Origin of the sequence: Dehalococcoides mccartyi CG5 (genome assembly GCF_000830885.1) — a bacterium.
Classification (GTDB): Bacteria; Chloroflexota; Dehalococcoidia; order Dehalococcoidales; family Dehalococcoidaceae; genus Dehalococcoides; species Dehalococcoides mccartyi_B.
In genome coordinates this window covers 1,172,150-1,193,103 of sequence record NZ_CP006951.1, presented here as the reverse complement: position 1 = coordinate 1,193,103, position 20,954 = coordinate 1,172,150, and the positions used below count along the sequence as shown (strand labels likewise).

The following is a 20,954-nucleotide window of genomic DNA, read 5'->3' as shown; positions in this document are numbered from 1 at the left end:
GAGCGTATACTTTGTAATCTCAGAGAGAAAGGCTTAAAGCAATGTCGTTAGTAGTATTTTTATGCGGTTTGATTTTAGGTATTGTTGGGATGATATTATGGAATGTTAAAAAAGAAAAGAATATCCACTTAAAATGGACAGATTATTTATGGATATCCCTTTTTACATTGGTTGTAGGTATTGGTATTATTTTTTTAATATATCCTTTCGCTCAGGAATCAGAATATGGAGCGGTCATGCGCTCATCTCTTATTGTGGGCTTCTCAGCAATAGTTATCCTGGGAATAGTTGTACAACTTGTGCGGCGTCGTAACTCGGCCTAAACCAATAATCAACTCTGCAAAGGGGGAGTAATTACTCCCCCTTTTTATTAATACAATTAATGAGTGACCTGCCCTCATCCGTGATACCACTTTTTAAGTAGTTACCGTTGTTATTATTGTCTCCGGCGCCGGAGGACGATAACCAAGCTAGCTGTGAGGTCAGACGGGGGAGGGTTGGTCTCTGCCTGAAACGCGGAAACTGAGAGTTTATTATTTAGATAATTATCAATAAGAACAGACATTGTATTGCCCTCCCATAGGCGGTTCCCTTGTGCAGTAATTTTTATCTGTAACCACAGATTCTATAGATTAATTGGGGCAAAATATAAATTGAGGTTTGGCCTTGCTTTCCAGACGGCAGCGTTTGATATCCATATACCAGACACCCATACCCCCGAATTGGGCCTGCTCATCAAATACCCTGTCCCATTCCTCTATGACCAGCCGTGATTTAAATAGAGGCCCGTCGGTGACAAAGGTATGGTAATACCCCACATTCCCGTTCGGAGACAGGCTGTGGCGTATCTTAAGCTCTGTGAGCATGTCCTTATCCAGTTTCCGTCCCAGCCAGCTTTCACCCAGTTCGGTGCTGTCTGCCGCTAAAATCCTTACTTCAAACCCCAAGTCTATAAGCTCGGAGAGCAGGGTGGCCCGGTTGTCCTGCCAGAGCGGCAGGTGGTAGTCCATACCGGTAGGCTCGCAGACGCTCTTTATCCAGTTAAGGTGCTTTACGGCAAAACTGTTGCCTATATTGACGTCCCCGAAGACTACCCCCTCTATTCCCTCTGTTTTAAGTTGACCGAGCATTCGGCGGTAGTTGTCATCGTACCCTTCCGTGGCTGAAGGCCACTCCAGAAGGGGTATGCCTATAGCCTCAGCCTGCATCCTGAGCACTTCCGGTGTAAGCAGGTGCGGCCAGAGTTTGCCGGTGCTTCGGGTGATGATACTGGCCAGATATCTGACCTTAAGACCACTCTTGATAGCTTTATAACAGGCCAGAGTGCAGTCTTTGCCCCCGCTCCAGGAGACTATTACTTCTGTCATTTATCTGCTCCTATGCCTTGTGGCAAATGGGTATCAAAATCAGGTATAAACCGGTAAATATCATCTTTAGTCCAGCCGCTCATGCCCCACTTAGTGCGGTCACGCCCGTTACCGGTCTTCCAGCACTTGACGTACCTTGCCTCCTGGGGGCGTACCGGGTGGATAAGGCAGCTGCCTGCTTTTTCATCAAAGAATATGCAGTACCCGTGATCATAGGTGCGTATGGGCGGAATCCGCCCCCCCGGTAATGTCTTCTTCCCCGTGTTTTGCCCAGCGCAGGAAGAAGGTCCGGCAATCTTCAGTATCGGCTACCATGTATTTTGAAATCAGCTCACTTACGGATATATGCAGATAATCCGCTACGGCAGGCAGTTCCTCCGGCCGGGGTATGCAAACATATGTGTAACAACACTGGCCGCAGCGCACACAGGTTTTAACCCCCAGCATGGCGGCGGTGGGATGTTTCTTTGCCATGTCAGCCAGATGGGCTTCGTACTCGCGGGCAAGGGATTTCCAGTAGGCTTTCTCCTGCTCGGTATAGACCGGTGTTCCCTCTGTGTTAATCACCGGCTGATATCCCCTGATTTGTAACTGCGGATATTTGATGAAGGCATTTCATCGGTCTTCCTCCCCTTACGGGTTCAGACGGGCAGGAAGGCATATGCAAAGAAGCTGCCCTCCCGCCCGCTCTTAACTTAACTTCTAGGCTGCTTTATTCCTGGCGGAAAGCAGTCTCCACTCTATCAGTGCCAGCACTACTGCCAAACCTCCAAAAATTGCAAACCCAAACCAGGCAGCGCTGGTTTCAAAGCCTGCCAGCGAGGAAAGCAGGTGCTGGGTACCCACACTCAGTAAACCAAGTATGGCCACACCCAAAACCCAGTCATACCACTTGAAACTGACTTTGCGGTTAAGCGTGTATGCTATTAAGGCTATAACTATTCCTATCAGCAGCCCTATCAGATAATTCATTTTGTCTCTCCTTTTAGAGTTCTATTATTAGACTGTGGTATCCATGCCCCAAACCGGCTGGTTAGGATCATCCCACCATTCCGCAGCAGGTTTCCTGCCATAATCAAAGCTCTTGTCCATGCTGGTAAAAAAGCCGTTGAAGAGGGAAGTGGCTGAGATAGTACTCTTGATGATTTCGTGAATACCGGATTTATCAAAGGCATTAAAAGGGCAAACGCCTTGGCAGACCGGGCAATGGTTACACAGGGTCATGTCATTACGCCAACCAAGATAGCCCGAGTTCTCCCAGGCATAGCGTGCATCCCAGGTTGCTTCACCTTGCTGAATGGCGCCTTGGGGACATGAATTCGCACAGATACCACAGGTTTCGCAGAATTTGCGGGCACCAAAGTTAACTGGACTGGTTTCCGCAAGGGGTAAATCGGTTAGGACACCGTGTACAACGCGGGTCATATTGCCAAACTTGGGAGTCAAGATACCGCTCCATCTGGACAACTCACCGGCACCGCACATTGTGCCGGTAAAACCGGTGGGAATGAAACGGCCATGGATATTGTCCAAAGAGATATAGCCCAATCCCCAAAGGAAGTCCTGAACATGTTTGAATGTTTTGATCCAGTTGGCATACGAATAAGTTTGTGCAGCGTTCTGAGTAGTTGATTGAGCGTGGCGAGTAACTTCACCGGGTTGCCTGCAAGTGAAGTTCAGATACCATTTGCACTTATTAGGTATGGTGATATTGGTGGGATTTACTGCCGGTGTGCATACAAAATCATCCACATCACCAAATTCAAAGGTTGTAGGGGCATTTGAAATTATCATTTGCTTGGTGCCCCACATAACCTTAAGGAATTTTTCATCTACCGGTATGGCCTGAACATCATCAAAGCCATAAAAACGGGCAGCTGCCCGGACTACTTTCAAAGCTTCTTCCGGTGAGCCCTGCCACTTGGTACCGCCGCGCTGCGTTATATAAGGAACTTCTCGCCAACCTTCGGGATGATCAGTCAAGGAAAAATACTTACCTCCGGTTGCCATTATTACTTCCATTGGAAATACGCCTGCGGTGAGTAAGGCAGAACCGGTTGCCAGAGCATTATCCTTAATATCTCCGGCAAAATCCGGATATTCCGGGTCTGTGGAGGCAGACTTCACTCCAAGTAGATTAGCACCTGGTTGCCAATTGGGGTCTTCACTTTTCAGGTAATTTATCATTAGTTTCTGAGTTTCGGCGCGAGAGTATTTCAATACATCAGGGCCCATGCCGCCAAACATACCGGTACCGACATATGCTACTCTGCCAGGCTTTAAAACATCCCAGTCTATGGGTGTGGTGGGCTGGTCAACATCTTTTACCCACCAGGGGTTGTGTTGGAGTGACGAGGATGATGAAGCTATTTCATCTATGTCATGGAAAACAGGATTTGCAGCACCTGCTGCTCCAACGCCGGCACCGACTAATCCCAGCCCCTTCATAAAATCCCGTCGGCTAACTATGCTGTGAAATTGAGACATGCCTTCCTCCTCTTGAATTCTTGCACTGTAAAGTTCAAATTGAATTAGGTTTTATCTGTTCATACTCCTCCTATATATACAGATATGTATACATACTATAATTCTATTCAACTATTGTCAATAGGTCGGTTTTAACAGGTATTAAATCAAAGAACCATCTAGTTTTGGCAAAACAGAAAGTACCCAAATAATCTGGGCCGGAATTCAAGAAACTGGTCTAAGGAGGATCATAAAGAGGAGTAGATTTGTTGTTAGTTACTGATTTGCCTGTCCCCTCTTCAATCAGTCAAATTACACACTTCACTTTATTGAAATTAATTTAGGATATCGCTCAGCAGGACTTAGGCAGCTTAGTATTTTGCAACAAAGTATCGCCAATTAATAGTTTGGATTTATCAATTGGCTTGGGTGACAAAAGTTAAAATGAAAACTGGTAAAGCCTTGAAGGGATATAAAATATGCCATAGCTTCCGCCCTGGCATAAAATTGCATAATCTACGGAGTGCTGGGAAATCAGTTTTTGCTCTGGCTTTGGATAACCTCATAAAGTGGAGTTTTTAAGAGAAGGGTGAGGAATAATGTTCGGTTTCAAGTCTATCTTTGACAGAAATAAATAATTTATCCAGTAAGTTCTTCAATTGGTCCTGTTCACTTTGAGTAAGGCCTGAAAAAATATTGTTGCATACTCGGTCAGTTTCACCAATATTAAACAGTTTTTCAGGTTCGATAAGAGAGAAAACCAGTTTTCGTGTACCCGGGAGTGTTTCCTTGCGGATATATCCCTTTTCCTCCATGCGTCCCAATATTTGAGCCACAGAGCTTGGTTCACGGATTAAAAATCGTACAAAATCTGATCGGGTACTTGTTTTAAAAATACCCAGAATATCGCATATATATTGTTGGTCATGCGGTATTTGGGGAGATCGAATCGTACTTTTTTCGGCATATCTGTTAGCTATACGTTCTGTTCTGACCAGTGCTGTCAGAAGGTTGTATGAATCACTATCAAAAATATCATAATCTTTCACCAGTAACTCCAGAAACATTTATTTGAGGTGAGATGTTAAAAACTGCTGGAATTTAATTGCTCAATTATTTAGCAGTGTAATCAAATTTCTAGTCTTTTTCAACCAAACATCTAGACTGAAGAGATAATAGTATTTTGCATCATAATTTAAATTTTAACAAGTCTTGGCTTCACGAGATTTATTGTGTTACAGAGGGAAAAAGTTTCGATTTAACGAAGAGACAATGGCTTATCAGATACCTCGGACTCCCCGTCCGGATTTTTACGTTCAAATGGCCTGCCCTATCAAAGGCAAGCCATGTTATTAGCTTTGGTGGTGACGCGGCAAGATTAAACCACTTGTTATTTTATACCTATATGAATTCAGGGTGATTTTCTGACAACCATTTTAGCACCACACTATGAATCTCTCGTGCCAAATCAATCATTTCCTTAGTATCTTGTTCCGAAATCATCCCTGTCATCTCATATCCACTGATATTACGTTTCTGCCGGAATTTATCAAATTTTCTTATCATGCTTGTATCTAATGGTAAAATGAAAGCTGAGGCTTGAATTGTCCAATAATGGCTTCCTTCACCCGTGATCCTGTAACCGCTGCTGACCAAAGCAATTCTGGCTATCGTGAGAGCAGCATTATACGCCGTAGAAAATTTTCTGTCTGTACTCAAGATCTCTATTTGGGCATCGGTTATGTCACGGTCAAAGACGGCTAAAAGCTGCTTTATCTCCTGTTTGCTTGGTGTATGTTCTTTTATTCGTCCGTCATTTAGTAAGTTCTTCAAGTCCATGTACGTCGCCTATAATAAAAATTTTTTCACCCTCTAATACATTATTGATGAAATAATTATCCTTTCCGATTTTTTGCCGAAATTCAGAGGTTTGATATACTACTGAGTTAATTTCCCGGTTGAGCTGTTTTTCCGCATCTGAAAGTAAGGCAACCGTATCTTCGAATGATATATCACCAATTACCATAATGTCTATATCACTGGTTTTATCCTCATTGCCACTGGCAATAGAGCCAAATATAAACGCAACCTTAATTAGGCTAGCAGATGGCAATAACGCACTGTGCAAGATATCTGTTATACCAAAAGTCTTGGTTATAAGACTTTTCAACTCTTTAAATACCGGGTTCATCGGATTAGCCTGATAGTATACCTGTTGATTATGTACTCTGCGCCGAATAATGCCAGAATCAGTAAGTTGTTTCAGTTCCCTCTGAACCGGTCCGACCCCAATACCTGTAGTGCGGGAAATCTGCCGCAGATAATACTCTTCATCTGCATGTCCGTAGAGCAGTGATAAAATGCCTCGCCTTGCTTTGCCGAAAAGGGTAGTGCCTATGATATCTTTATTTCTTAGTGTACTCATACTGGTTACAATTGTAACTTATAAGGTTACAAGATTCAAGCATTGTATCAATGAAATCTTCAAGATTTGGGATTGCCCAGTAGGATGAAGTTTTGCTGAAGCTGTCAAGACACGGTTTTGTCACTATATCCGATATTGTATTCGTCACTTATTGTTGCTCTTGGCCTGAATATTAGGCATATTTTATTGGAGTGCCGACTGGTATAGAAAAATGGGTATTCCCACCAGCAGCAATATTTACTTATCAGGTGGTCTTATAATTGACGGTAAAAATGCGTTAGAATTGATTATGCTAGATCCAGAAATCCAAAGAATAATGGATTACGAAAATAAATGGCTAGTTGGGTGCGAACAATTTTTTAAAATTGATGTACCTAATAGGTCTTATATCCTGGCCGGGCTGAGAAATCTGTTGGAAGAGTGGTTTGAGGATGGTGTTCACTACACTTCGGATAGTGTTTATTCCTTTGTAGCCCCCACACCTCTATATGACAATATTCCAGAGGATTTGGAGAACGCTCTTGAGATTGCATGCGGCCAGATTCGGTGCAACATACTTAGATATAAAAATATACCCGAGTACCACTGGCCTGAATTTTTACTCATCTCACCTGCTATTCCTGCAGGCCAATTTGGCAATCAATCAGAAATTAAGGCTGGATTTACCGACCCTGTGAATGGGCCATCTTTTAAGCCCGTATTTGAAACAGAGGGAAAGCCTGCCAAAGATAGAGCTGAGATTATTCTTGATAACTGGTATACATTGTGTTCAAGACAATTATTCGGGTTTATCAGCGAACATTTTGCTAAGGCATATGAAACCTTTAGTAATTGGAAGATTGTTGAAATTCAGATTAGCTGTCAACAACAACTGGAAAACCTTGGAATTGAACTTCCCAAGCGACTTGAATATTATGCTAAGAGATTCTGTGGATTTGAGTACACAGAAATATCAGAAATGTTGCAAACAATAGGCATTAGAAAAACTCCCGAGGCAGTCAAAAAGAGCTACCAGAGAATAAAAAACAAGTATGAAAAATAATTTGTAAGGGTGTCCCTTGTCAATACCCTGAAGCAGTATAATTTAATTAGAAAGTTAATAAAGAGATAGGCGAAGGCCCAGATGAATAATCTGGGCCTTACTATTTGGTCAGAAAAACGATCAGAGAGTGCTAATTAAATTATTGTATAAAAATTCACTCGGGCTGACATCGTCGAATGGTTAAGATAAGGAATTATTCGTAGATGAAAACAGGGTCAATACAGAATAACTTAAATGAACTCTTAGGCCGATTACCAGATGCTAAAAAAGTGGGGGATAACCGCTGGGTTGCATCATGTCCAGTGGATGGTCATTCTACTCCTCAAAATCACCTGTCTATTACAGATGCTGGAGATAAAATCCTATTAGCATGCTTTTCGAATCGAAATCATAGTTATAGTCAGATCTGTCAGGCACTTGGCCTTAGACCTGAATCCCAACCAATCAATCCTAAACGTCGTATAGATGCTCTATACGATTACAGAGATAAGGACGGCAAACTCCTCTATCAGGTAGTTCGTTATAAGCCCAAGTCTTTCACTCAAAGAAGACCGGATGGTAAGGGTGACTGGATTTATAACCTCAAAGGCATTACCCCGGTTCTCTATCGATTGCCCGAACTCTCAGCTACCCCTAAGGGCCAAGTTGTTTTTATAGCTGAAGGAGAAAAGGGAGTTAATTCTCTGGTTGAGCAGGGTTTAACTGCCACCTGTTCTCCTATGGGGGCAGGAAAGTGGAGAGAGGAATATAACTCAGCCTTTATTAACAGGGATGTGATCATCCTGCCGGATAATGATGAACCAGGCAAGCACCATGCCGAGCAGGTACTCACTTGCCTATCCAAGATTGCCAAGACAGTCAAAATAATCCAGCTGACGGGTTTGAAAGAAAAAGAAGACATTCATGACTGGTTTAATCAAGGACATAGTAGTCAAGACCTCCTAAAATTGATTGAAACAGAACCTTCCCTATCCCGATCTGAGGCAATAAACCTTCCAGCTTTGCTTGATGACATCGCTAGCTTTATCCGGAGTTATGTAGTCTTATCAGAGCACCAGTTGCAGGCAATAATCTTATGGGTTATTCATACCCATATCATAGAAAGTGCAGTCACTACCCCCTACTTGAATATCTATTCAGCCGAGAAAAGAAGTGGCAAGACTAGGCTTCTTGAGGTATTGGAAGTACTGGTTGCCCGTCCCTGGTTTACCGGACGGGTAACCTCAGCCGTACTTGCCCGCAAGGTAGATGCTGAATGCCCTACTCTGCTTTTGGACGAATCCGATGCTGCCTTCAAAGGTGAAAAGGAATACTCCGAAACCTTGCGGGGGATACTCAATACCGGATACCGAAGGGGCGGCAAATCCTCAGTCTGTGTGGGCAAAGGGGCGGATATTTCCTATAAGGACCTATCTACTTTCTGCCCCAAAGCAATTGCCGGCATTGGTAAGCTACCGGGCACTCTTGCTGACCGGAGCATCCCTATCCAGCTTAAACGCCGGAATGCTAATGAGACAGTTGCAAAATTCCATCCCCGAAAAATCCCAACTGAAATTCAGAGCTTGAAAGAGAGATTAGTTCAGTGTACCTCACTTGATTTAAGTGAAATTGAACTTATCATACCCTCTGAACTTGATGACCGGGCGGCTGACTGCTGGGAACATCTCCTAATCATTGCAGAAACAGCAGGCAATTCATGGCCTGAAAAAGCCCGCATTGCGGCCATTGCTTTAATGACTGGAGAAGTTAGGCAAGACGATTCACTTGGGATCCAACTTCTAACTGATATACGGGAAATAACTAAAGATAAAAGTGAGCATATATCTTCTGCTGACTTAATCGAGGCTCTCCTCAAGGTAGATGAATCTCCATGGTCAGACCTGAATGGCAGATCTCTTAATGCCAGAAGACTGGCTGCTCTACTTAAAACTTATGGTATCCACAGCCAAACAATCAGACAAGGCAGCCGAACTTTCAAAGGTTACCAAGTCGCTGATTTTCAAGATGCTTTTAACCGCTATCTTTCTAAAAATGGACTTCAATCCGTAACATCCGTAACAGATAGCTTTGAGCCAATCGTAAAATATGAGCCAAATTCATCCGTAACAAATGGTCCGAAAGAGCAAAATGTTACGGATAATCCCCAAAGCTACGCCAATCGTAATGTTACGGATGTTACGGATAAGACCCTGTTTATCAGAGAAAAAGACAAAAATGAGCTGGATGATGAGTCCGAATCGGATTCTTCCTGTGAAGTTTTAGATTCATGGAGAAAGACAGCTATTCCGGCTTGGAGACGGGTTTTAAAAGAAAGCATCAGTCAGGGGGATATAAAACGCGAGGAATATGCAAGAAAGATGCTTCAGGAAGTCTTAAAAGACCCCGCCTACCGGGAGGTCCAGTCATGAGCGCCGCTAGTGTAAGGGTAAGCACGCCACTCATCCAGAGTGAAGGTCGGGGTCCGATTCCCACGGCGGCGCTCCAGTCTATCATGGTTAATCCCCTACCCTTTGTGGCAGCCAAGGCAATACTTGAGAAATATCACTATCTTCACTCCATGCCCGGTGGAACCAAGCTTGCCTTTGGAGTCTTTCTAGGTGATAGGCTCTATGGTGCGATTACTTTTGGTTCAGGACCAGCCAACGTCTACCGGATGGTAGAGGGGGCAAACCCCTCAGACTGTCTGACACTCTCAAGGCTTTGGCTTTCAGATGAACTCCCCTCCAATTCAGAATCCCGTGTCTTAGGGATAGCTCTCCGGGCTTTGAAACGCTTTACCCAAATCAGGTTTTTAGTCAGCTATGCCGACCCTGCTCAAGGTCATATTGGCACAATCTATCAGGCAACCGGCTGGGTCTATACCGGACTATCTGAAGCCATGCCCATGTTTGATATCGGGGACGGCAAACCTAGACACTCACGGAGTTTAAGCCACACCTACGGTAGCCATTCAGTCAAACACTTTGAATCCTGTGGGGTAAAGGTAAGGGTAGTACCCCAGAGCCGGAAACACCGCTATTTCTACTTTCTGGATACTGATTTTCAAGGCAAACTCAAGGTACTCCCTCAAGCCTACCCTAAGAAAGAGGCAATATGAAAGTGATTGAAATACCCATCAGCAAGTTATGTGAAGCCCCATGGAATCCAAACCAGATGGACGAAGGGGTAAAACATCTGCTAAAAAACAGTCTTTCCCGTTATGGATTGGTAGAGCCGCTAGTAGTCAGGCCGAGTGGCGAGGATGGATTTGAAGTCCTGTCCGGCAACCAGCGCCTTAAAGTCTTGAGTGAAATGAATAAAGAGAGCGCTCCCTGTGTGATTGTTGAACTGGGTGATATGGAAGCCATGCTTCTCACTCAAGCCATAAATGGAATCAAAGGGCAGGACGATCTGGCGTTGAAAGGGATACTCCTTAAAGAGTTGCTCTCAGCTATGCCTGAAAGTGAAATTTTATCTCTGCTGCCTGAAACCTCAAACAGCCTTCAAACGCTTGCTGCTATAAACAAGGAGAGTTTGGCTGATCACTTAAAAGCTTGGGAACAGGCTCAAACAGCTAAACTCAGCCACTTGCAGCTTCAGTTTACCAGACCCCAACTTGAGACAGTTCAGGAAGCAGTCAGTTTAATTATGCCAGTGGCTAAAAACTCACCTAAAGATAATCCCAATACCCGAAGCACTGCTATATTTCTGCTTTGTAAATTCTATATAGAGAGGAGGCAGCCAGAATGAATGAGATAGCCTGCCCGATTTGCGCAAGCCATTTAAATATCAGGATGGCCAAAGGTAGAACTTCCAATAAACCCTTCATCATGCTCATTTGTCCGAAAGACGGACGGCACTTCCGGGCTTTCATCTCGGACCAGACTTATATCAATAAAGTGCTTGAAGAGAAGGCTAAGGGTATGAGGGAGGGGTAACAGACAAGTGGCGGAATATATGTATGTACAAACATACAGAAAGAGAGGCTAAAGCATGACAAGCATGAAAGAATGTTTTGAAAGCGGAGTAGCCCTGATTGGAATGAAGAACTGCATGACTCTATTCCAGACTGCATATCTTATGTCTCAGGAAGGAAACAAACGGGCAACCGCTAGCGAGGTTGCGGAAAGAGCTGCCAGTCAATTCGGGCTTAAGATAAGCCCCTCCAATATAGGGCAAGCCTTTAGTGCCATGGGTATAGCCACGACTATCTCTCGTGGCAAGACGAAGTATGTGCTTGATTCTACCGAAATTGAACCGATTCTTAGAGTAGGGAAGCAGGAATGCACCGAGATTTCAGACAGGCTTGAGGAATCACTCTCTGAATATCAGGACATTGCAGAGAGGGTTGACGGGCTTATAAATGAGCTTCGTGAAACACTTAAGCTGGATGGAGAAGAACGCAAACTTAAAATCCAACTTCGGCAGGTGCAGGGCGAGTAATGAAAGTGGCCATCTACCAGAGGAGGCTAAAGTCAGACCAAGGGCAGATTCCTTCTTTTCAAGACTTGCGGGATTTTGCTCTTGGTCAGGGCTGGGAGATTTACAACCAGTATCAGGATAATGTTTCAATTGCTGGTAACTCCCGCCGGAACGCTTGGCAAGAACTATTGGCAGATGCCGCACTTAGCAAGTTTGATTTGGTACTTATTCCACAAATTGATGAAGTCTTCTCTTCGGTTATGGATATGGCTAAAACTCTGGGAAAATTGAAGGTCTTAAGAATTGGACTCCGGTCTTATTCTGAACCATGGTTTGATACAACCTCTATTTCGGGTGAAGCCCTCTACCAGCTCAGCCTGTCCTATGCAGCACTTGAAAAGAACCGCCAGCATCGAAAGCTTAAGTCTGGTTTGGCCCATGCCCGTAAAATGGGCTGCCAGATAGGGCGGCCAAGGGTAACCCAAAGGCAGGGCTTCAATCAGGCTTATGGAGACATTTTAGAGCGTCTCAGAGCTGGCCAGATCTCAAGACGGCAGGCTGCCAAGGCTCTTGGAATTGGTTATGCCACCTTAAAGAGACTCCTTGATTCTAATTATCAGGGTTTCAGGGATTTTTGAGATGTTAGAGCCTCTAACTGGTCAGGTGAAAAACTCGTTGACGGGTATACCCTGTATCTATACACTGTCCGCCAATTCTGACAAGAGTGAGGTGGACCAGTTAATGATAAAAGAATTTCTAAATGCCTTAGCCGAAGTGGCCTTATCAGTTGCATCCCGAAGGGATTATCAAAATGACTGAGTGCAAGAGAGCAGTTGCCTATGTCAGGGTATCTTCAGCTTCGCAAGTAGAGGGTTATTCACTGGATGCTCAGGAAAGACTCTTTACTGAACTCTGTAAAAACCGGGATTGGCAGTCAGTTCGCATATACCGGGAAGAAGGCAAATCTGCCCATGTGGACAGCATTCACAAGCGCCTGGTTTTCAGAAAGCTTTTAGAAGATGCGGCTAAAGATGAGTTTGATGTTGTAGTTGTCCATACCCTTGACCGCTGGTCAAGGAATCTTACAGTTACCCTTGAATCATTAAAGATTCTGGGCAGGTATGGAATAGGTCTGGTATCCATTGTTGAAAATCTGGATTACTCCAAGCCGGATGGCATACTTTTCACTCAGATGCTGGGAGCTTTTGCCCAGTACTTCAGCGAAGCTTTGAGTACCCATGTCAGGAAAGGACTTGACCAGAGAGCGTATGAAGGCAAACACAACGGCTGTATCCCCTTTGGCTATGAATCCTGTTGGGAGACAAATGAAAAGGGAGAAAAGAAACAACGCTGTGAGCCGGAACACCAAAGTGGTATCCATATCCATCCCAAAGAAGGGCAAGCTGCAGAAGGGTTATTTAGGCGTTATTCCGCCGGTACAACCACCCTATCGCAACTGGCCGCTTGGTTAAATGAACAGGGCTTCCGTACTAGGAATACCAAGAACCTGCCCGATGCCAACGGCAATCTGGTTTCAGGACCAAGACTCTTTACCAGTTCCTCAGTCAGAAGTATCCTGCATAATCCATTCTATACCGGGCAGATAAACCACCGGGGAAAACTGATGCCCGGTGCTCATGAGGCCTTAATCAGTCAGGAATTATTTGACTTGGTCCAGCTAACCTTGAGGAAAAACTCCGGCCGCTCTGAAACCCTCAAAACATTACCTGACAGGGAATATTTGCTTAAAGGGTTGGTAAGATGTTCACATTGCGGAATGCCCATGTGGGCCCAGACCTATAAGAGTGGCAAGAGCTATTACAGAGAGCATAAAGCCTCAAGAAGCATCAAAGAATGTCCGGGACATGGCGGTACAATAGCCTGCCAAGTTATAGATAAACAGGTAAGGGAACTGGTTTCGGCCATAGAGCTAGGACCAAGATGGCTTGAGGAAGTATTATCTATAATAAGTCTCAAGGATGAAGTAGATAGGGTCAAGAAAGAAAGAGATCTGACTATAACCAAACTCCATCGTATGGCTAGGGTATTTATGGATGGCCTTATACCGGAAGAAGAATACTCAAGGCAGAAGAAACTCTTGGAACTCAGTCTGGAATCACTGGTTGTACCTGACTATGACGTGGCTCAAGAAGCCGGGAATCTTATTCTTAACCTGTCATCGCTCTGGTCCAAGGCCAACTTGTCAGAGCAGAGAAAGCTTTTACTTACCATGCTGGACGGGGTCTATGTGGATGTGAAAGAGCATCGCTCGGTAATAGCAGTTAAAGCCAAGCCACCCTTCAGGCCTATCTTTCAGGTGGCAGTTTCAAAGAAAGAATCTAAGATTCATATTTTAAACGAGCCATTAAGTCATGAACCTAGCGGCTCGTCCGTGTTTCTGGTGGAGACGGGGGAGGGTCGAACTCCCCGTCCAGAAAAGGTGACCCAGGATCTACTACAGGATTATCCGTCTATTTAATCTTGTCTGGCTAGCTTTTGCCGGCCTAATTTAGCCAAACCAGCCGATATTTCTTTCGTCCCCCTCATCGGCGTTGGGGAAACGGCACCTCAACTAATCGGCACCCAAACCTGACCCGTTGAGGTGGGGCCAAGCAGGATGTGCTGTCTTATTTAGCCAGCAAGAACGAGTTCACGTTCGCCAGTTGTTTTTTGCCACCTGTTTAATGAGGTGGATGGCACCTCAGCCTGCAATCCAGTAGCCTACCTTCCCTGTCGAAACCACGCGTCCCCATAAAAATTGGTAACTAGCGGCGGAAATTGCGGTATTTGACCTCCCGCTCAAGTTCGCGTTCGGTGTCCCGCTTGGTTACGGTATCCCTTTTGTCATAGAGCTTCTTACCCCGCCCCAGTGACAGCTCTACCTTGGCGATATCGTTTTTTAGGTAAATACGAACCGGTATCAGTGTCAGCCCTTTTTCTTTGACCTTTGACATGAGCAGGGCTATTTCCTTGCGGTGCATCAGCAGTTTGCGTTCCCGCATTGGTTCATGGCTGGTATGTCCGCTGCACTCGTAGGCTGAAATATGGGCATTTACCAGCCAGAGTTCGCCCCTCTGGGGCTTTACATAGGCATCTCCCATATTTACTCTGCCGCTTCGGAGGGATTTTATCTCCGTGCCCAGCAGCATTATCCCGGCTTCGTATTTTTCTTCCAGGAAATAGTTGTGAAATGCCTTGCGGTTAGTTGTCAGGGTTACGTATTCTGCCATATGTATTATATCATACCCTAGACGCAGATTGCTTACAATCCGGGCATAATGCATTAGCGCTTGACAGAGAGTATCCCCTGTCATATACTAATAACAGTAATCATTACTGATAACAAGAGAGCAGAGAGATGACTAGTTCTCTACCCGGAAATATCCAAATTGGCACACGTGCCAGCCGCCAGCGTCAGGCTGTGCTGGAGGTTTTATCCAGAGCCAAGGGGCATATGCCCGCGGTGGATATTTATCAGAAAGTACAGAAGAAATTCCCCCGGGTTAGCCTGGGGACTATCTACCGCAACTTAAAAACCCTTAAGGAAGCCGGGCTTATAGAGGAAATCCATCTGGATGAGCATACCCACTACTACGAAATAAAGACCGGTGGTGAGCATTATCATTTACTTTGTTTGGGTTGCGGCAAGGTGGTGGAGTTCAAGTATCCGCTGGAATATATATTGAGCAATGTGCCTGAAGCCAGCGGTTTTCGGGTTTTGAATACAGACCTGCGTTTCAGCGGTTATTGTGCCAGCTGCTCTAAAAATGAAGATTCCCGGTAAATTTAGCACAGAAATTATAAGATATAGACAAGGATACATATGGCTCAAGAAATAGTTTCTTTAACAAACCTGAAAAATGGCATCCGTGCCCGGGTGTGCAGCATAGAGGGCGGCACAGCGGTTAATAACCGTCTGGCAGCTTTGGGGCTTAGGCCGGGCAAGGAATTGACCAAAATCAGCGCTATGTCATTTAAAGGACCGGTTACCGTAAAGGTTGACGGCACCCAGCTGGCCATGGGGCATGGCATGGCTTCCAAAGTAATGGTGGAAGTTACCGGTATATGAAAAAGGTCTTGCTTTTTGGCAACCCGAATGTGGGTAAAAGTGTGGTCTTTACCCGCCTGACCGGTGTCCAAACCATGTCTGCCAATTATCCCGGTACGACTGTAACTTTCAGTCGCGGCCAGATGAAGCTGGGTGATGAAATTGCCGAGGTTATAGATGTGCCCGGTTCTTATACCCTTGAGCCTACCTGCGAAGCGGAAACCGTGGCCAGACGGATGCTGGACGAAGTGGCGGCTGACAAAGAGGGTGAAGTAATTATCCTGAATGTGATAGATGCCACTAATCTGGAAAGAAACCTGTATCTTACCCAGCAGCTTCTGGAAAGGGGTTTGCCTACTGTTATCGCTATGAATATGTGGGATGAGACCCGCCACAAGGGCATAAAAATAGAGCTGGATAGGCTTTCGGAAATACTGGACGTGCCCATAGCTCCAACCTCGGCTACCAGCGGCGAGGGTATAAAACAGTTGGTGGTACAGTTGCTTTCACCCCAAATTCCTTCTCTGGCCGTACAGGGGCAGGATGAACGCTGGCAACGTATCGGCGGTATTATTCACCAAGTACAGCAAATAACCCACAGACACCACACCCTTGGGGAAAGGCTGGCGGATGCCAGTGTGAGCCCTGTTTTGGGTGTGTTTATGGCTGTGCTGATTATGGCGGCAGTTTTTCTGGTGGTCCGTTTTGTGGGCGAGGGGCTGATAAGTTATGTATTTGACCCCATTTTCGATAACCTGTGGGCACCGGTAGTGCATTCTCTTTCCGATGCTTTAGGCGGCAGTGGTTTTCTGCACGGACTGCTGGTGGGTAATGTGTCCGGCGGGGAAATAAACTTCAAAGAGTCTCTGGGACTCCTTACCAGCGGTTTGTATGTGCCGTTTGCCATGGTTTTGCCGTACATAGTAGCCTTTTATTTGGTTTTGGGCATACTGGAAGATACCGGCTATCTGCCCCGTCTGGCGGTGCTGCTGGACAATGTAATGCACCATTTGGGCCTTCATGGATTTGCCTTTATACCCACTTTGCTGGGTTTGGGCTGTAACGTGCCGGCTATTATGGCTACCCGCAGCCTGGAAAGCCGTCGTGAGCGTTTTATTGCGGCTACTCTGGTCTCGGTGGCGGTGCCCTGCGTTTCTCTGCAGGCCATGATAATTGGCATGCTGGGGGGATTCGGGATAGGGTATGTTTTTCTGGTTTTCGGTACCCTGTTTGCAGTCTGGCTGGGGCTGGGTATGATTCTGAACAAGATTACCCCCGGTTTCAGTCCCGAACTCCTTTTGGAAGTGCCTCCCTATCGCCTGCCCCCTGTCAATCTGGTATTTAAAAAGCTGGCCTTCAGGATTAAAAGTTTTCTGAAAGAGGCTTTGCCTATCATACTGGGGGTAGTGGCAGTTATAAATATACTAAATTTCACTAAAGTATTTGATGTTATCGCCAAGGTGGCTGAGCCGGTGGTGACCGGCATTCTGGGTTTGCCGGCTGAAGCGGCTGTGCCTCTGGTGGTGGGTTTTTTGCGTAAGGATGCGGCTATGGCGCTGATGGGTCCTCTGGATATGGGGCCTGAACAACTGGTGGTTGCCAGTTTGGTGCTGGCCATGCTGTTTCCCTGCATTGCTTCGCTGGTAATACTTTTCCGCGAACTGGGAAAGAGAGATGCTTTAAAATCAGTACTGGTCATGCTGATTGCGGCTTTCGGGGTGGGCGGGTTGATGAATCTTATTCTCTGAAAAAGGGTTTGATTTTTCTGCCAGAGCTATTTGGATTATAATAAGTAGATTATGACTCAGCCAGATTTGCCCAAGAGACAGATAAGTCAGGAAGCCGTATTGGTGGTTACGACCTTAAGTGCCTTCCTGACTCCTTTTATTTCATCATCTATAAATATCGCTTTGCCCTCCATGGGCAAAGAATTCGGTATTGATGCCGTCCACCTTAGCTGGATAGCCACCGCCTTTATTCTGGCGGCAGTGGTCTGTCTGGTGCCTTTCGGAAGGCTGGCGGATATCTACGGACGCAAACGTATATTGACTATCGGCATCATTATTTATACTCTGGCTTCAATTTCCTCTGCACTTTCTCCCAATGAAGGCTGGCTGATATTCAGCCGGATTATTCAGGGTGTGGGCGGTGCCGGTATATTCGGTACTTCTGCTCCCATTCTCATTTCGGCTTTTCCTCCCGGTATGCGGGGACGGGTGCTGGGGATAAATGTAGCGGCAGTATATATAGGTTTGTCTGCCGGGCCTTTTCTGGGGGGCTTTCTTACCCAAAACTTTGGCTGGAGAAGTATTTTCTGGTCAAATGTGCCTTTGGGTTTGCTGGTTATCGGGTTTATTTTCTGGAAGATGCGCGGCTGGGATATGGCCGAATCCAAGGGTGAAAAATTTGATTATCTGGGTTCACTGGTATATGGGCTTGGGGTGGTGGCGGCTATGGCCGGCACTACCATTTTGCCTGACCCGACTGCAGTCTGGTATATACTGGCAGGCCTTATAGCTTTCAGCGTGTTTATTTGGCGGGAACTGAATTTCACCAGCCCTATTTTTGATGTGCGTTTGTTTAAACGTAACCGTCCGTTTATCTTGTCCAATCTGGCGGCTCTTATAAATTACAGTGCTACTTTCGGGGTGGGCTTTTTGATGAGCCTGTATTTGCAGTATATAAAAGGTTTCAGTCCCCAATCTGCCGGGCTGGTACTGGTGGCTATGCCCATTGTTCAGGCCTGTCTGTCGCCTTTTGCCGGCAGGCTTTCAGACCGCATTCAACCGCGTTTTGTGGCTACTGCCGGTATGGGCTTAACTACTATCGGGCTGGCCTTCTTGTCAACCCTGAGCACGGACACTCCGCTGGTATTTATAATAACTGCATTGATATTACTGGGGTTGGGCTTTGCCCTGTTTTCTTCTCCAAATACCAATGCGGTTATGAGTTCGGTTGAGAGAAAACACTACGGGGTGGCCTCAGGAACGCTTTCCACCATGCGTCTTTCCGGCCAGATGATAAGCTTGGCGGTGGTTATGTTCCTGTTTTCCCTGATACTGGGGCCGGTTCAGATTGGTCCGGAGAATTATGAAGGTTTTCTGACCAGCATGCGTACCGCTATGATACTTTTTACTACGCTGTGTTTTCTGGGTATCTTTGCGTCCCTGTCCAGAGGAAATACCCGCAAGGCCTGAGCTGGCTATTAGGTCTATTTCACTTGATAAAGAAGGTGGCTGCCCGCTTTACTGTTTGCCGGTAATCATCTGGTTTATACGGCTATAAGGGCAGGCTACCACCTCCCAAATCATTTTATGAGTTCCTTTGCCCAAGCGGCGGCACGTTCAAGTTCGCCTTCTTTTAGAGGGCCTTTTTCAGTCGCTACGAAGAACCAGGTCGGCGGGGCTAAAAGCTGTCCGCCTTTTTGGGTCAGCGATGCGGCTATGCGGTCAGCGGCGAAGCCGAATATTTTGACTATCGGGTTGGAAAATCTGGTATCAAATGATGCTACTTTAATACCTTTCAGGGTGGGAAGATTTTTAATCAATTCCTGCAAGGGTTTGGTAGGACGGCCGCCCTGAGTCGGCGAGCCGAATATGACCAGGTCAAAGGTAAGCAGTTTTGACGGACTGGTTTCGGTTGCTCTGCATACCTCAGCACCACTGCCGATAGCACTGGCTACAGACCGGGCAATTTGCTCGGTGTTGCCGTAAAATGAATCATATATAACCAAAGATTTCATGATGTATCCTTGTCTTGTACCCGGTTTATTTTTGTTTCTTTATCTGGTAGCGGATAAGGGTTTTTAGTACTTTGGCATCCGGTTTGGATTGATATTCTTCCTCATGCGGGCCGGATATCTCATAACCGTTTGCGGCGATAAACCTGTGCAGGCGTTCCACAGATTCCATTTCCTGATCGTAAGACCCCAAATGCAGGATTTGGGCTACCGTGCCGTATTCCCAAGTTTCCAGCTTTACCTCGGTACCGGGTTCTTTCTGGGGCAGTGAAGTTATATTTTCAGGTACCGGTATACCGGCAATAATCACCCATTCATCCTTTGGATATAAATGGGCATCAGGGTAACGGGCACGCGGGCAACTTACTTTAAATGACTCTAATCCCTTCTTCAGCAGGTCAAATTTCAGGGTATATACAGAGCCAAACAAAGCCGGGAATATTTGGGAGAAAACCTTGTCCGGAGCACCCTTTCCCCTGACAACCGCCATCTTTTGATCTGGCATTTCCAGTATTACAGGATCAGTCTTGAGTTTGCGCGGTGACATCAGCACTTCCTTATCCGGAATATTTATGGTAAGTATAACACTCCTTGCGGCCTTGTTTAAGACTGCTTTTATAAATGGCTGGATTGTAAGGAGGGTACTTTGCGGTTATAATAAGCCCGATATGGTAGAGATACTTCGAAACAAGAGTTTTGCCACCCGTTTCCAGATACTTATTGAGATAGCTACTCACGGGCCTACTATTCAGCAGAGGGCTATAGCCCAAGAGCTGTCTATCACCCCGCAGGCCGTTTCAGACTATATAAGCCAGCTGGAAGGCGAAAGCATGATTACCTATTTGGGGCGTTCACGCTACCAGATAACCCGCGAAGGGGTAAACTGGGTGCTTAAGAATGTCCGGGAGGTAAAGGCCTATTTTGACGGGATAGACAGTGTCATAAACGGGATAGTGATATCACCCGCTATTGCCGAAAAGGATATAAAACAGGGCGAACAGGTAGGCCTGAAAATGGTAAACGGCCTGTTGTATGCCACTGCTGATTGCCAGACCAAGTCCACCGGGATTGCCGAAGCTGATGCCAAAGCCGGCGAAGATGTGGGCGTACGCGATATACAGGGGCTGATTGAATTCAGCTACGGGCTGGTGGCAGTGCTGGTTGTGCCGGGTATTGCCAAAGGCGGTTCGCGGCATATTGATTTGGAGCTTTTGAAAACCAGACTCAAAGGGGTTAGTTATGTAGGGGCAATCGGGCTTGAATCTGTGGCGGCACTGCACCGGGCCGGAATAGAACCCGATTACCTTTATGATGTTTCCGGAGTAGTTATAGATGCCGCTTTGCACGGGCTGTCTTCGGCGGTGGTTTGTACCGAAGAAGATGTATACGCTTTGGTATCCAGCCTTAAAGACCGCAATATTGAATACTCGCTGATCAGTCTCTAGTTCGTAAGTTCAGGGCAGACA

At 45.9% G+C, this 20,954-nt stretch carries 21 protein-coding genes, 1 tRNA gene, 1 other RNA gene and 2 pseudogenes; 14 read left to right on the top strand and 11 right to left on the bottom strand.

Annotated features, from left to right (window positions below; genetic code table 11):
• Nucleotides 1-41: 41 nt before the first annotated feature.
• A complete protein-coding gene (locus X794_RS06385; RefSeq protein WP_011309905.1) occupies nt 42-323 on the top strand; it encodes a hypothetical protein in 282 nt (93 codons plus the stop codon).
• Between the two features lie 309 nt (nt 324-632).
• On the opposite strand, the gene X794_RS06380 is transcribed toward X794_RS06385, so the two are convergent.
• From X794_RS06380 to X794_RS06350, 7 genes and pseudogenes are all read right to left on the bottom strand, one after another.
• Nucleotides 633-1,367 carry a diphthine--ammonia ligase gene (locus X794_RS06380; RefSeq protein ID WP_041344590.1) on the bottom strand — a complete coding sequence of 245 codons (735 nt, stop codon included), beginning with the start codon at nt 1,365-1,367 and terminating at the stop codon, nt 633-635.
• Nucleotides 1,364-1,934: pseudogene (locus tag X794_RS07545) on the bottom strand (YkgJ family cysteine cluster protein). Before X794_RS07545 ends, X794_RS06380 begins: the two are co-directional and overlap by 4 nt.
• A 135-nt stretch (nt 1,935-2,069) precedes the next feature.
• Entirely contained in the window at nt 2,070-2,339 is a 270-nt protein-coding gene (locus X794_RS06370; RefSeq protein WP_041344589.1) for a hypothetical protein, read from the bottom strand.
• A 27-nt stretch (nt 2,340-2,366) separates the two neighbouring features.
• The gene (locus X794_RS06365) at nt 2,367-3,854 is read right to left on the bottom strand and encodes a reductive dehalogenase (protein ID WP_041344588.1); all 1,488 of its coding nucleotides are present in this window, start codon (nt 3,852-3,854) and stop codon (nt 2,367-2,369) included.
• A 557-nt stretch (nt 3,855-4,411) separates the two neighbouring features.
• Nucleotides 4,412-4,882, bottom strand: coding sequence for a MarR family winged helix-turn-helix transcriptional regulator (locus X794_RS06360; protein ID WP_228384720.1), 471 nt, complete (start codon nt 4,880-4,882; stop codon nt 4,412-4,414).
• A gap of 352 nt (nt 4,883-5,234) precedes the next feature.
• Nucleotides 5,235-5,672 carry a hypothetical protein gene (locus tag X794_RS06355; RefSeq protein WP_011309899.1) on the bottom strand — a complete coding sequence of 146 codons (438 nt, stop codon included), beginning with the start codon at nt 5,670-5,672 and terminating at the stop codon, nt 5,235-5,237.
• A complete protein-coding gene (locus X794_RS06350; RefSeq protein ID WP_011309898.1) occupies nt 5,647-6,258 on the bottom strand; it encodes a nucleotidyltransferase domain-containing protein in 612 nt (203 codons plus the stop codon). Before X794_RS06350 ends, X794_RS06355 begins: the two co-directional genes overlap by 26 nt.
• Before the next feature lie 211 nt (nt 6,259-6,469).
• Between X794_RS06350 and X794_RS06345 the strand changes: the two genes are divergently transcribed.
• The 8 genes and pseudogenes from X794_RS06345 to X794_RS06305 form a co-directional block, all read left to right on the top strand.
• Entirely contained in the window at nt 6,470-7,300 is an 831-nt protein-coding gene (locus X794_RS06345) for a hypothetical protein (RefSeq protein ID WP_034376092.1), read from the top strand.
• 203 nt (nt 7,301-7,503) lie between these two features.
• Nucleotides 7,504-9,708 (top strand): DUF3631 domain-containing protein, encoded by a 2,205-nt coding sequence (locus X794_RS06340; protein WP_041344587.1) that lies wholly within the window; start codon nt 7,504-7,506, stop codon nt 9,706-9,708.
• Nucleotides 9,709-9,784 (top strand) — tRNA-Gly (locus tag X794_RS07350).
• Nucleotides 9,785-9,791: 7 nt separating this feature from the next.
• The gene (locus X794_RS06335) at nt 9,792-10,397 is read left to right on the top strand and encodes a DUF4338 domain-containing protein (protein WP_231097493.1); all 606 of its coding nucleotides are present in this window, start codon (nt 9,792-9,794) and stop codon (nt 10,395-10,397) included.
• Nucleotides 10,394-11,029 (top strand): ParB/RepB/Spo0J family partition protein, encoded by a 636-nt coding sequence (locus X794_RS06330; RefSeq protein WP_011309849.1) that lies wholly within the window; start codon nt 10,394-10,396, stop codon nt 11,027-11,029. The genes X794_RS06335 and X794_RS06330 overlap by 4 nt, the downstream gene beginning before the upstream one ends.
• Nucleotides 11,030-11,272: 243 nt before the next feature.
• Nucleotides 11,273-11,722 carry a hypothetical protein gene (locus X794_RS06320; protein ID WP_041344586.1) on the top strand — a complete coding sequence of 150 codons (450 nt, stop codon included), beginning with the start codon at nt 11,273-11,275 and terminating at the stop codon, nt 11,720-11,722.
• Nucleotides 11,722-12,339: a recombinase family protein gene (locus X794_RS06315; protein WP_041344585.1), complete on the top strand. Its 618-nt coding sequence runs from the start codon at nt 11,722-11,724 to the stop codon at nt 12,337-12,339. Before X794_RS06320 ends, X794_RS06315 begins: the two co-directional genes overlap by 1 nt.
• Nucleotides 12,340-12,512: 173 nt before the next feature.
• Nucleotides 12,513-13,601, top strand: a pseudogene (locus X794_RS06305) (recombinase family protein); the annotation flags it as partial.
• Nucleotides 13,602-14,100: 499 nt separating this feature from the next.
• Here the strand turns inward: X794_RS06305 and ssrA are convergent.
• Together ssrA and smpB are read right to left on the bottom strand one after the other, a co-directional pair.
• Nucleotides 14,101-14,452, bottom strand: a transfer-messenger RNA (tmRNA) gene (gene ssrA / locus X794_RS07325).
• A gap of 14 nt (nt 14,453-14,466) precedes the next feature.
• Nucleotides 14,467-14,985: an SsrA-binding protein SmpB gene (smpB, locus tag X794_RS06300; RefSeq protein ID WP_011309845.1), complete on the bottom strand. Its 519-nt coding sequence runs from the start codon at nt 14,983-14,985 to the stop codon at nt 14,467-14,469.
• 74 nt (nt 14,986-15,059) lie between these two features.
• Here smpB and X794_RS06295 point away from each other — a divergent pair, with 74 nt between their 5' ends.
• From X794_RS06295 to X794_RS06280, 4 genes are read left to right on the top strand one after another with little or no spacing between them, the layout of a single operon-like run.
• Nucleotides 15,060-15,485, top strand: coding sequence for a Fur family transcriptional regulator (locus X794_RS06295; RefSeq protein ID WP_012034211.1), 426 nt, complete (start codon nt 15,060-15,062; stop codon nt 15,483-15,485).
• 39 nt (nt 15,486-15,524) lie between these two features.
• Complete coding sequence (locus X794_RS06290; protein WP_011309843.1) at nt 15,525-15,770, top strand: FeoA family protein; 246 nt, start codon at nt 15,525-15,527, stop codon at nt 15,768-15,770.
• Nucleotides 15,767-17,497: a ferrous iron transporter B gene (locus tag X794_RS06285; protein ID WP_034376143.1), complete on the top strand. Its 1,731-nt coding sequence runs from the start codon at nt 15,767-15,769 to the stop codon at nt 17,495-17,497. The genes X794_RS06290 and X794_RS06285 overlap by 4 nt, the downstream gene beginning before the upstream one ends.
• 51 nt (nt 17,498-17,548) lie before the next feature.
• A complete protein-coding gene (locus X794_RS06280) occupies nt 17,549-18,946 on the top strand; it encodes an MFS transporter (protein ID WP_034376145.1) in 1,398 nt (465 codons plus the stop codon).
• 110 nt (nt 18,947-19,056) lie between these two features.
• Here X794_RS06280 and X794_RS06275 read toward each other — a convergent pair whose 3' ends face one another.
• Nucleotides 19,057-19,491 (bottom strand): flavodoxin family protein, encoded by a 435-nt coding sequence (locus tag X794_RS06275; RefSeq protein ID WP_011309840.1) that lies wholly within the window; start codon nt 19,489-19,491, stop codon nt 19,057-19,059.
• A 25-nt stretch (nt 19,492-19,516) separates the two neighbouring features.
• A complete protein-coding gene (locus tag X794_RS06270; protein ID WP_010937177.1) occupies nt 19,517-20,035 on the bottom strand; it encodes a GyrI-like domain-containing protein in 519 nt (172 codons plus the stop codon).
• Nucleotides 20,036-20,156: 121 nt separating this feature from the next.
• On the opposite strand from X794_RS06270, the gene X794_RS06265 reads away from it, so the two are divergent.
• Complete coding sequence (locus X794_RS06265; RefSeq protein ID WP_034376195.1) at nt 20,157-20,933, top strand: winged helix-turn-helix transcriptional regulator; 777 nt, start codon at nt 20,157-20,159, stop codon at nt 20,931-20,933.
• Nucleotides 20,934-20,954: the final 21 nt, after the last annotated feature.